10 protein-coding genes are annotated in these 12,255 nt (G+C 46.1%); 3 read left to right on the forward strand and 7 right to left on the reverse strand.

The features are described from left to right. Positions 1–42: 42 nt before the first annotated feature. From RTJ53_RS06830 to RTJ53_RS06840, 3 genes are read right to left on the reverse strand one after another with little or no spacing between them, the layout of a single operon-like run. Positions 43–516, reverse strand: a complete 474-nt coding sequence (locus RTJ53_RS06830; RefSeq protein WP_312276379.1) for a hypothetical protein — start codon at positions 514–516, stop codon at positions 43–45. Positions 517–568: 52 nt separating this feature from the next. Beyond that, complete coding sequence (locus RTJ53_RS06835) at positions 569–1,309, reverse strand: pantothenate kinase (RefSeq protein WP_312276380.1); 741 nt, start codon at positions 1,307–1,309, stop codon at positions 569–571. Between the two features lie 26 nt (positions 1,310–1,335). Beyond that, complete coding sequence (locus RTJ53_RS06840) at positions 1,336–2,265, reverse strand: biotin--[acetyl-CoA-carboxylase] ligase (RefSeq protein WP_312276381.1); 930 nt, start codon at positions 2,263–2,265, stop codon at positions 1,336–1,338. A gap of 109 nt (positions 2,266–2,374) precedes the next feature. Between RTJ53_RS06840 and RTJ53_RS06845 the strand changes: the two genes are divergently transcribed. Next, the gene (locus tag RTJ53_RS06845; RefSeq protein WP_312276382.1) at positions 2,375–3,187 is read left to right on the forward strand and encodes a sulfite exporter TauE/SafE family protein; all 813 of its coding nucleotides are present in this window, start codon (positions 2,375–2,377) and stop codon (positions 3,185–3,187) included. Between the two features lie 41 nt (positions 3,188–3,228). Here RTJ53_RS06845 and ribA read toward each other — a convergent pair whose 3' ends face one another. Then, on the reverse strand, positions 3,229–3,870 hold the full coding sequence (gene ribA / locus RTJ53_RS06850; protein ID WP_312276383.1) for a GTP cyclohydrolase II: 642 nt from the start codon (positions 3,868–3,870) through the stop codon (positions 3,229–3,231). A gap of 522 nt (positions 3,871–4,392) precedes the next feature. Here ribA and RTJ53_RS06855 point away from each other — a divergent pair. Both RTJ53_RS06855 and RTJ53_RS06860 read left to right on the forward strand, forming a co-directional pair. Then, positions 4,393–6,534 (forward strand): 1-deoxy-D-xylulose-5-phosphate synthase, encoded by a 2,142-nt coding sequence (locus tag RTJ53_RS06855; RefSeq protein WP_312276384.1) that lies wholly within the window; start codon positions 4,393–4,395, stop codon positions 6,532–6,534. A 35-nt stretch (positions 6,535–6,569) separates the two neighbouring features. Beyond that, positions 6,570–7,403 (forward strand): inositol monophosphatase family protein, encoded by an 834-nt coding sequence (locus RTJ53_RS06860; protein ID WP_007115595.1) that lies wholly within the window; start codon positions 6,570–6,572, stop codon positions 7,401–7,403. 251 nt (positions 7,404–7,654) lie between these two features. Here the strand turns inward: RTJ53_RS06860 and fdxA are convergent, their stop codons facing one another. The 3 genes from fdxA to RTJ53_RS06875 form a co-directional block, all read right to left on the reverse strand. Continuing rightward, positions 7,655–7,978: a ferredoxin FdxA gene (gene fdxA / locus RTJ53_RS06865; protein ID WP_007115596.1), complete on the reverse strand. Its 324-nt coding sequence runs from the start codon at positions 7,976–7,978 to the stop codon at positions 7,655–7,657. Positions 7,979–8,050: 72 nt separating this feature from the next. After that, the gene (mutS, locus tag RTJ53_RS06870) at positions 8,051–10,939 is read right to left on the reverse strand and encodes a DNA mismatch repair protein MutS (protein WP_312276385.1); all 2,889 of its coding nucleotides are present in this window, start codon (positions 10,937–10,939) and stop codon (positions 8,051–8,053) included. A gap of 145 nt (positions 10,940–11,084) precedes the next feature. Then, positions 11,085–12,095, reverse strand: coding sequence for an adenosine deaminase (locus RTJ53_RS06875; RefSeq protein ID WP_409418141.1), 1,011 nt, complete (start codon positions 12,093–12,095; stop codon positions 11,085–11,087). Positions 12,096–12,255: the final 160 nt, after the last annotated feature.

The raw sequence follows: 12,255 nt of genomic DNA on the forward strand, positions 1-12,255 counted from the left end.
GAAATTAACCCCTTTTTTATTACTTTTTTAGGGATATAACAATCAAGGAATTTGCTTAATCGTCAAGGTGATAGTAGGCAGATTGCCCGTTGACGCGGCAGCAGATTGACTAGATACAGGCGTGGGCGATAGCGCAGTCAAGGTAATATCCCTATTGGCAAAACGCTGCGTTTGACGCAAGTCACCGCGCAAATCCCCAATCGATAGGTTAAGGGTTTGTGGGCGAGAGTCAGTGGTCATAGCCGTGACCGCTACTGTAGCATTGCCTGCCCAAATACACTGTACGCCTGTGACACAGCGGCTATCATTGAGCACTTTATCAAAAGTCAGATTTAGCTGGTGTTCTTTAACAAAGATGTTTTGACCCAGCGCAAGCGTGACCGTGCGAGTGGCATTGGCGGGCTGGTTGACTGTTGAAGGCGTTGGCTTGGCGGGCAACGTAGGCGCAGTCATACAGGCGGTTAATACGCTCGTAGTGAGTAAGGCGATGCTTGTGGTTTGAATGATTTTTTTCATCGGTAATTTCCTTTTTTTCTTAACGGTTAATTTTTAGTTTTGGTTTTTATTTCTAGTTCTTAGTGTTATTTTTGGCGGCAAAAAAACGCTGTAGTCCCGCCAATACCAAGTCTTGCCGAATTTCCACGCTGGCTGATAGGTGCGGCTCAAAAGTATGGGCATCACCGCCTGTCATTGTGATTTCAAATTGTGGGTAGCGATGAATTGTTTCATTGATGGCCCCGACAATGGATAACATAATACCATGATGCACCGCATCTTGGGTATTGGTGCCTGAATCTATACTATCAAAAGTGCCATCAATAATACTAATCTGGCGCGTTCCTGAGAATAGCGACTCGCGCTGCAAATAAATACTGGGAAAAATATAGCCCCCCAAGTGATGACCCTGATCGACCAAATCAATGGTAACGGCAGTGCCGCAGCCAATCACGCATTGTTTTTTGCTAGGCTCGATGATACCGAGCATTTGTAGCCAGCGGTCAATGCCAAGTTGGGCGGGGTTATAATCGCTCGACATCAGCGCGTGCTTGGCATGGACTTGGGCAAATTCAAACGGTTTTTGCAATCGCTCTAGGCTTTCTGCGACGTGATTATTGACGGCTTGTCCAAGTACGGATGACACCCCGATAAAGTCAGGATTGAGTCGTTCAAGCCGAAAGGTCAGCCCTTTGAGCAATTCGGCAGGGGCTTGCAAATGCTGCTCAGCCGCATGATCGAGCACTTGACCGCTATCGTCCGTGAGCCAATATTTTAAGCGGGTATTACCCAAGTCTAGCCAAAGTTTTGTCATAAATAATAGCCTTTGAATGGGATGCTTTATTTGTGTTTATTTGCCTGCAACGATGAAACGGCTGAATCCAAAACTTGAATCGTGCCTGTCCAAATCGTTTGTGTGCTGCCATCTGCTTGCTCAATGAGTAGACAGCCTTGCGCATCGATACCTGCTGCAATGCCTGTGATTGATTGCTCAGATAAGGCGTTATGAATTTGCAAATGCTTGTTTTTTAATACGTCTCTTTGCGCAAAATCATGGATAAATTGCCCGCTCGCTTCAGCCGCTTGCAGCTGATTAAATTGCCCAATCGCATTAGCTATGGCATCGCTAACAGGCTGATAAAACTCACTGGGCTGTAAGGGCTGCGCTGTCAAATCTTGCAGGCTTACTGCTTGGTAGTTTAAGCCTTCTTGTGTTTGCTCGGTCAATACAGGGGCATGGGCAATATTGACCCCCACACCGACAACGACCCCTATCATGTGACCTGTGACATTGACAGGCTCTATCAAAATACCCGAGAGTTTTTGAAATTGGTCAGGTAGGTTGTCTTGTGGTTGATAAAAACCCACATCGTTCACCCATTTGACACCAATGGTTGGCAAATGCTTTGCCAGTCTTGTTTGGTTGATGTGTTCTATGATAGGGATTTGACTGAGCTGATAACCCACGCACAGTGACAAGCGACCATCTAATCGATAAGATAAGCAAAGATTTTGCGGCGATGCATAGGCTTGTGTCGGCACATACAGCGATAAATAAACATTGCCTAGCGGTGATTGCCATGTTCTGCCATGTTGACCACGTCCGCCCGATTGGGTATCGGCAGTCAACAAATGGGGGCGGCTAAAATGCGGTCGGTTATGGTCGGTGGCCGACTGCGCTTGATAGCTTAGCACCATCCACTCAATCAGCTGGCTGTTGGTTGAGTGGGTTGACGATAAATGGGTATGGCAAAGCGAATCAATTCTCATGAGGATGGGTACATAGGGTCGGGTTCATAAGCTTAGGCACAATGTTACAAACGTCAAAAAGATAAGTTTGCTATACTAACGCTATTTTTAATCAAAGGAAATGCAAAAAATGATGTATCTGTGGTTTTTGCTGGCGGGGGCATTTGCTGGCACTTGTGCGGGTCTGTTTGGTGTCGGTGGCGGATTGATTATCGTACCCGTGCTGATGGCGATTTTTAAAGCTTATGGCTATCCAAGCGATGTCATTACCCATTTGGCGGTAGGGACATCGCTTGCCACGATTGTGGTGACATCGATAAGCTCCATGCAATCGCACAATAAGCGCGGTGGCGTGCGCTGGGATGTATGGCGCAATATGTCAATTGGCTTGGTGGTGGGTAGTTTTGTTGGTGCTTATATCGCAGATTTATTGCATGGCAAGGTCTTGGCGTTTTTGATTGCTGGCATGGCGCTGTTTATGGGGCTAAAAATGCTTCTGGCTAAAAAATCGGAAGTTGTCGCGACCACTCACTTGCCATCTGCTCCCGTGCAAACAGGGGTCGGGGGCTTGATTGGCGCAGCATCGGCGATTTTTGGTATTGGCGGTGGCAGTTTTACCGTGCCGTTTTTGAGCCGCTTTGGTTTGACCATGCAACAAGCGGTGGGTACGTCAGCAGCCTGTGGCTTGCCGATTGCCATTGCAGGGGCGCTCGGGTTTATGTTTTTTGGCAAAGATGTACAGGGTTTACCCGCTGAGGCGATTGGCTTTGTGCATATCACCGCGTTTTTGTGTATTTCAGTGATGAGTTATGTATTTGCCAAAGTGGGGGCAAAATTGGCGCACCAATTGCCTGCCAACACCTTAAAGCGCATGTTTGGTGGTCTGCTGCTGATTGTGGGGGCAAAAATGATGCTGGGCGCGCTTGGGATTAATTTATGGTAAAAATAAACCATGGGTTTTGTGTTATGTCATGAGAATGAATTTTATAATCCATTCTCAATCATATGCCCCATACGCTCTTTTTTGGTGTTGAGGTAGGCTTCATTGTGGGGGTTGACACCCACCAACAGCGGCACCCGCTCAACCACTTCAATACCAATATCATTGAGATAGTCAATTTTGTTGGGGTTGTTGGTTATCAGCTTTACCTTATCCACACCGACATGCTCAAGCATCGGCTTGCACATCTCATAGGTGCGAGCATCGGCAGGTAAACCGAGCAGCAAATTGGCATCAAGCGTATCATGACCTTGGTCTTGCAACGCGTAAGCTCGGATTTTGTTGGTCAGTCCAATCCCGCGTCCTTCTTGGCGCAAATATAAAATCGCCCCGCAGCCGCCATTTTTAGCATAAGCTTGAATCATCTGCATGGTAGCGTTGAGCTGAGGACCGCAGTCGCATTTAAGCGAACTAAAGGCATCCCCTGTCAAACATTCGCTATGAATGCGTACCAATGGGATTTTGGATTTATCGGCCGTGGGCAAGCCAACCGTCAGCATGACGTGTTCATTTTTGCGATTGCCAAGCGCATCGCGTGCCGTGTCGTCCGTATCTTCAAACACATGAATATCAAATAGCCCATGCGCTGTTGGTAAGGTTGCTTGCGTGATAAATTGATACGACACCCACTACTCCAAAAAAATGACCCACTGACCCAAACAACTGAACCAAGTCGGTAAACCCAAAAATAAAAGTGCCCTTTACATGAAGGCATTGATTAAAATATCAAGAAGGATAGCGTCATTACGCATCTTATCAATAACCCGCAAGCTAAGCTGGCATGCTATATGACGCGACTTTTTTGTCAAATTTTATAAAAAATTCAAGGCGCTAAGCTAAACTTTATAGAAGCTATAAGATACAATCTAAAATAGCGAGGTTTGATGTTTAATCAACAAAAAAATGCTATTATGCCACATTCATGCGCCACATTGGCAATTCAAAGCTGTTAATGCCAGCTTAGCCATCTAGATTTTCAAGCGCCTAACGCTTTGGCAGTCTGTCAATTTTGTGCCCGTATTTTGTGCCAATTTTGTGCCAGCAATAAGGTGTCGATAGTCATTGTGCGTTTTAACTATTTATTTTTTTCACCTGTGTCAACAGGGCTCATCGAGTGCCTGTAAGCAATGAAAAGTGTCAGCCAAGATATGTCAAAAACTAAAATAGCTAACCAAAAATACCCATTAAAAACCTTTGATACCATCCCTATGCTAAAGCCGCATACGCCGCTGCTCGATGGTGTGGACAGTCCTGATGACCTAAAAAAAATGAGTACCGCGCAGTTGCAGCAATTAGCCGATGAACTGCGCGAGTTTTTGCTGTATACAACAGGCGTCAGCGGCGGGCATTTTGGTTCTAACCTTGGCGTCGTTGAGCTGACCATTGCACTACATTATGTCTTTAACTCACCCAAAGACCAAATTGTCTGGGACGTAGGGCACCAAGCCTATCCCCACAAAATTTTAACGGGTCGCCGTGACAAGCTTACCACCATTCGTAGCCAACATGGGCTAACTGCCTTTCCTGAGCGTCATGAGTCTGAGTATGATACTTTTGGCGTTGGGCATTCATCGACGGCGATTTCTGCAGGGCTAGGCATGTCGCTTGCTATGCGCTATTTAGGCAAACATGACAAAGTGGTTAGCATCGTCGGTGATGGTGCTATGACAGGCGGTATGGCGTTTGAAGCGATGAATGACGCGGTGCAGCAAAATGCCGATTTGATTGTGGTGCTCAACGACAACGACATGTCAATTTCGCAGGCAACGGGCGGATTTTCTAAACATTTAGCCACCCTATGGCAACGTGGTTTGGCAGTGGATATCGATAAAAACGGTGATGCGATTTTTACCAAGCGTGTCATCTCCAGTGAAGACCGCCGTATTCGTCATTATTTGCACATGGCAAATGAAGCTTTAGATGATTGGACCTCGCGCCTGCCCAATAAAATTGTCGAAAAATTGGCAGAAAAAGGTATTCCCAAACCCTCTCAGTTAGAGACATTACCTGAGAAAATCGCCAATAAACTCATTGATGAAGTGTTCCCCGAAAACTTATTTAAAGCCATCGGCTTTCAGTATTTTGGACCGTTTGACGGGCATGATGTCGCCAAATTGGCTCAGGTATTTGAACGGGTCAAGCAGTTAAAAGGTGCGGTACTCGTCCATGTGCATACGGTGAAAGGTAAAGGCTTTTTACCTGCAGAATGCGACCCGATTACTTATCATGCCATTACCAAACTTAAAAAAATCAACCCGGCGCAAGAAAAATCTGTGCCAGTTGACAGCCAAAAGCCAGTGCCTACTCCCGCCAAAAAATACTCGCAAGTGTTTGGTGAGTTTATCTGCGATAAAGCCGCCACTGACAAACAACTGATGGCGATTACCCCTGCGATGGCTGAAGGCTCAGGCATGACCGAATTTGCTAAGCGCTTTTCAAGCCAATTCTTTGATGTGGCGATTGCCGAGCAACATGCAGTGACCCTAGCGGGCGGTATGGCGACCCAAGGCGTCAAACCGATTGTCGCTATTTACTCCACATTTTTACAACGTGGCTATGATCAACTGATTCACGATGTGGCTTTGCAAAATTTGGATGTCATGTTCGCCATTGACCGTGCGGGCTTGGTAGGTGAAGACGGTGCCACCCATGCGGGGGTGTTTGATATCGCTTTTATGCGAACTGTGCCTAATATGGTGATTGCTTGTCCAAAAGATGAGAATGAGTGCTATAACTTACTCAATACCTGTTATGAGCATATTGGACCCTCTGCGGTGCGTTATCCACGTGGCAATGGCATTGGGGCAGAGATTGATAAAAACCAAGCGATGTATCCAATCGGTAAGGCAGCGCTTGAGCAGACTATTGATGCCACTGGAGCAGATACGAGCAACGTGGCGAAAAAAGTTGCGGTGCTTGCTTTTGGTACCATGGTAAAGACAGCGGTCACGGCGTGTCAAAACTTAGCCGAAACTTACCCAACAACGACGTTTTTTGTTTATAATATGCGGTTTGTTAAACCGTTAGACAGCGAATTAATAGATACTCTATTGGCGCAAAACTGCTCCATTGTTACCCTTGAAGAACACCAAGTCATGGGCGGTGCCGGTAGTGCGGTCAATGAATACCTCGTTGCCCAAGCAGCAAAAACAAGTCAAGCCTTGCCAACGCTACTTAATATCGGTATCCCCGATAAATATATCGCGCATGGCAGCCCTGAGCAGCAATTAGCCGATTGTGGGCTAGATGTCGCGGGTGTGGTCAAACAGATGCAAACGATTTTGTCATAAATTTTAGATTTTTATCCTTCAACAAAAGGTCAATTATGGAACCGATGGTCGTCATGGCAGCCCGCGCTGCACAAAAAGTAGGTCAAGAGATTTTAAATGCACACAACAATCGCCACAAGCTAGAGTTCACGATTGAAAGCAAAGGCTTAGATGGTTTGGTGACCCAAATCGACCGTTATAGCGAAGAATTATTGATCGCGATGCTCAAAGAAAGCTACCCAACCCACTCATTTTTGGGCGAAGAATTTGGGCTACAAGAAGGCAAGGGCAATGATAAAGACTGGTGCTGGGTCATTGATCCATTAGACGGTACCCACAACTTTATTCATGGTTTGCCGCATTTTTGTGTCTCAATCGGGGTGCAAAAAAATGGCGTCACCGAACATGGTATCATCTATGACCCAGTGCGTGATGAGATGTTCTCAGCCAGTCGTGGTAAAGGCGCGCGCCTCAACCAACGCCGTATCAGCGTCAGTGAGCATAAAACCATTGATGGCGGCTTTTTTACCACAGGTCATCCGCTTGAGCGTAACCGCGCGGAAGGTAAAGTATCGTATGCCAAAGAGCATTTTGAAAGCTTACAAAAAATCTGCGAACAAGGCGGTCAAGTGCGCCGTGTGGGTTCAGCCGCGCTAGATTTGGCATATGTAGCAGCGGGACGGTTTGATGGTTATTTTGAAATGTCTATCAAACCTTGGGATATCTGCGCCGGTGAATTGATTGTCACTGAAGCACGTGGTACTGTGGTTGACCATACAGGCGCACACAATGCGATGCAAACAGGTTCTATCTTTGCGGCAAATATCAAACTGTTAAAACCATTGATGCAAACCGTGGTGCCAGTTTGGGGCAGTGCCGTAAAAGGCTGATGTTACTGTGACACTAAAAACGCGCTAATCCATAGCGCGTTTTTTTTATTTCATAATCAATTTGCAAAAAAAGGCTAAGCTAAAGAGGTTAAGTTAAGCAGATAGACAACAACGTTGGCATAATAAGAGATGACAATATAAAAACGGCAATCAATATGCACTGATTGCCGTCCTCGTTCTATATGTTGTTTTATAGCATCTTGTTTATAGCGTCTTGCTAAAATTCACCTAAATGGCGTATGTTAGAAAGGCTATCTTTCAATATACTGTAATTTATTGGGTACGCCATCCCATTCTTTGGCATCGGGTAGTGGGTCATGCATGGCTGAGATGTTTGGCCATTTTTCGGCGAGTTCTGCATTCAGTTCGATGTATATTTCTTGACCTTTTGGTACTTCATCTTCTGAGAAAATCGCATTGGCAGGGCATTCTGGCTCACACAGCGCACAGTCAATACATTCATCAGGATGGATGACCAAAAAATTCGGACCTTCATAGAAACAGTCCACAGGACAGACTTCAACGCAGTCAGTATATTTACAACGAACACAGTTATCAGTAACGACGAAAGTCATGGCGGTGGCTACCTTTTTTTAGTTGCACAAATGTTAAAAGCATAAAAAATATAATCGTATTATTTTAGCGCGTTACGCTTTTTTTAACAATTCCTTTAATGAATAAATAAATTCTAACGCCTGTTTCGGCGTCAGCTCGTCAGGGTTTAGGGCGTTTAGTTGTTGGCTAAGCTTATATTCATCAGTCTTCAACGTTTGATAGTCAGCCGCTGCACTTTGCAAATCCAGACCTATTTGCTGCTCTTCTTTTGGTGGATAGGGTAAAGGATGGTTTGGCAAACTTTTTTGTTCGCTTTGGTTATCCAAATAATATTGCGCTTGGGCTAATAAGGTTTGCGGCAAACCTGCCATTTTGGCGACATGCAATCCAAAACTGCGATGCGTCGCCCCCGGTGCGATTTTATGCAATAGCAGCAACTGCCCGTTGATTTCTTGGGTGACAAGGTGTTGATTAAACATTTTGGGGTGGCGCTCAGCCAATTCAGTGAGCTCAAAATAATGGGTAGCAAATAGGGTCAAACAGCCGATTTTTTCTGCTAAATAATTTACGCACGCATGCGCAATCGCTAGACCATCTTGGGTGCTGGTGCCACGACCGACTTCATCCATGAGTACCAATGAGTTGGCATTGGCTTGGTTCATGATATTGGCGGTTTCGATCATCTCGACCATAAAGGTTGATTTACCACTTGCCAAGTCATCTGCCGAGCCAATGCGGGTAAAAATCCGCTCAATACGACCGAGTGTCACCGACTGCGCAGGGACATATGCACCACAACAAGCAAGTAGTACGATAAGAGCGGTTTGTCGCATGTAGGTCGATTTACCGCCCATATTGGGCCCTGTGATAAGCATCAAGCGTTCAAGTTGGGTGGCTGTTCCCATGACACAGTCATTGGCGACAAATGGGTCAAGCGATGGCGTCTGATGGTGAGCTTGGCGCTGTTGACCTGCTTCAACCACGATATGGCGTCCGCCTTGGATATTGAGGCTTGCGGTATCATCCGTGGTATTAAACAACGGGCGGCACCAGTTTTTATTATGATGAGAACGATTCTGCAAACGCGTTAGGCTGACCCAGTTGGCAAGTACGTCCAAATACCCAATCGCTTTGGCAAGGCGCTGCACATCGCCAAGCTGCGACTTCAGCTGACCCAGCAGATTTTCATAGATACGCTTCTCAAGGGTCAACGCTTGCCCTTGAGCTGATAAATAGGATTCTTCAATGGTTTTGAGTGCTGGCGTGATAAAGCGTTCAGCATTTTTGAGCGTTTGACGGCGAGTAAAATATTCAGGTGCGTTCTTGGCTTGCAGGGCACTGAGTTCAAAATAAAATCCGCTCACTTTATTAAAGCCCACTTTAAGCATGGGCAGGTTGTTTTTTTGCCGCTCTTGCACCGCCAATGCTTCCAAAGTTTGCTCGATATTGCCATGCAGATTTTGCAATTCATCAAGCTGTGGGTCATAGCCCTTTTTTATCATGCCGCCATCACGGATGTGGGCGGGCGGCTCATCGACAATCGCTTGCTCTAGTAAGGCATAGATATTGGCAAAGCTATCAGTTAAGGCTAAGTCAGGTAGCTGTTTGCTGAGCATGGCAAGCAAAGGCGTCTCGGCAGTTAGCGTCGTTATGGTGGTAAAATCAAAATGTTGCTGTAACTGCTTTGACAACGCTAACGCTTGCGCCAAGCTCAGACGCAATTTGAGCAAATCGGTGGGTTTTGCTGAACCCAAGCCAATGCGTCCCCCAATGCGCTCGATATCGCTGACTTCGCTTAATGTTTGTTTAAGCAATTCAAACGCTGCTATCGGTAATGTCATCAGTTGTTCAACCGCATCAAGCCTGCGGTTAATCAGGGTGACATTGCGTAGCGGTCGGTGCAAATGATGCACCAAAGCGCGTTTACCCATCGGCGTTTGGCAGTGATCAATCACTGATAACAGCGAAATACCCGAGGCCAAGACGGGTTTAAAAATTTCCAAATTTTGCTGACTGATGGTATCAAGCTGCAAAAAATCGCCGTTATGCTCGAGCTGCAGGCTACGAATATGGCGTAAATCAGCTTGCTGCGTCTGTTTGCCGTAATGCAGCACAACCGATGCCGATGAGATGGCAAGGGGTTTTTGCTCAATGCCAAACCCTGCCAGTGTGGTGACACTTAGATGCTGGGTCAGATGTTCAAGGGCGTTATTGGGCAGAAAATAACTGTGCGGCTGTGACAAAATCGGCGGTAGGGTGGCTGTTGGGCTATTTGCGCTCAGACAATCCTGCAAAAAATGTTGCCACGCCTCAGACAGCTGCTCATCTATCAGCACTTCACTGGGATCAAAGCGGGCGAGGGTATTAGCAAGCTCGCTTTGTAGCTGGGCATGACTGTCGCAGTTAAGCTCAGTGACGCGGATTTGCCCTTGTGCCAAATCTAGCTGCGCCAATCCCACCGACATTTGCTGTTTGGCAAAGCTAATCGCGACGACCGTTGGCGTTTGTCCTTGGGTGATGAGGTTATCATCGGTCAGCGTTCCTGCGGTCAAGGTACGGACGACTTTACGTTCCATAATCTTAGCGGCATTGGCTTTTGTTTTGCTGGTTTTTTTTGCTATGCTTTTGGCTGCAATGTTTTCTTCAAGGCTGTCTTCAAGATTGTGTTCTGGATTGTCTTCTTCGATTTGTTCACAGACCACCACGGTTTGCCCGGCATTAATCAGCCGAGCAATATAGCCGTCTGCCGAATGAAACGGCACGCCTGCCATCGGGATGGTATTGCCCTGTTTATCTTTGCCACGTCGGGTCAAGGTGATGCCCAAAATATCGGCAGCAAGCTTGGCATCATCGAAAAACAGCTCATAGAAATCACCCATCCGGTACAGCACCAAGGCATGGGGATAATCCGCTTTTAGCGTGAGATATTGCTGCATCATGGGGGTGTGATGGTCAAGATTGTGAGGCATGGTCTGGGACATAATAGTTAAACGTTATGAAATTAAGCAACAGGTGCGTTTGTCGCACCATGTTGGGTGGGTGAGGTTGATTAAGGCTGGGATGCACAAATGCACGTTAGTTCCAGCTTATTTTTCTGAGCTTGTTTCTTGCAGCTTATTTAAAAGCTTAAAGCGATGCGATTTTTGAGATCCAATGCTGTTTTTCAGCATCCCCTATAAAAGACGCGTTAAAGCTGTTAATCGCCAATTGTTTGATATCGTCATTTGATAGCGCTAACGCTTGCTCAATAGCGACAAAGTTGTCATTCATATAGCCGCCAAAATACGCTGGGTCGTCTGAGTTCACCGTCACGCACACGCCTTGATGCAGCATGGTTTTGATATTGTGCTCGCCCATGTCTTGCACCACTTTTAGTTTAAGATTACTTAATGGACACACCGTCAACGGCATTTGCTCCGCTATCAAGCGTTGCATGAGTTTATCATCTTCAGCCGAACGCACACCGTGATCGATACGATTGACCTTTAACAAATCCAACGCTTCCCAGACATACGCGGGATCGCCTTCTTCGCCCGCATGCGCAACCGTCAAAAACCCAAGCGCACGCGCTTTGGCAAATACTCGTTCAAACTTGGCGGGCGGATTGCCCACTTCGCTAGAGTCAAGCCCCACGCCAATGATATTATCTTTAAATGGCAAGGCCTGCTCAAGGGTGGCAAACGCGCTGTCTTCGCTCAAATGACGCAAAAAACACAAAATCCAATGCGAGGTGATACCCATTTTTGCTTTGGCATCTAGACTGGCTTGATAAAGCCCTTGAAAACAGGTGGCAAAATCCACCCCCCGCTCAGTATGGGTCTGTGGGTCAAAGAAAATCTCCGTATGCACCACATTATCAGCTTGGCATTTTTCAAAATACGCCCACGCTAAATCATAAAAATCCTGCTGTTTAACCAAAACGTTTGCGCCGGCATAGTAAATATCCAAAAATGATTGTAAATTATGAAAATTGTAGGCATTTTTGACGTCTTCAATGGTTTGGTAGGGTATATCGATTTGGTTGCGTTTAGCGATGGCAAACATCAACTCCGGCTCAAAAGTGCCTTCGATATGCACGTGGAGTTCGGCTTTGGGTAATTGATGAATCAGTTGTTGTGGCGTCAATGGGGCAGTCATGGCAAACTCGATAGCATAATGGCAAAGATGGCGTTAAAATCTTCCAAGAAAATTTCAACAATGAAAATTTCCAAAATAAAGCTCAATTATGGGGATGGATTCATAAAGATAAAGGTAATAAAAATCAAGCTGCAAAAAAGGTGCAAACATCCAGTCGCTT

The sequence above is a fragment of the Moraxella sp. CTOTU46711 genome, from assembly GCF_031975715.1.
In the GTDB taxonomy this organism is placed as follows: Bacteria; Pseudomonadota; Gammaproteobacteria; order Pseudomonadales; family Moraxellaceae; genus Faucicola.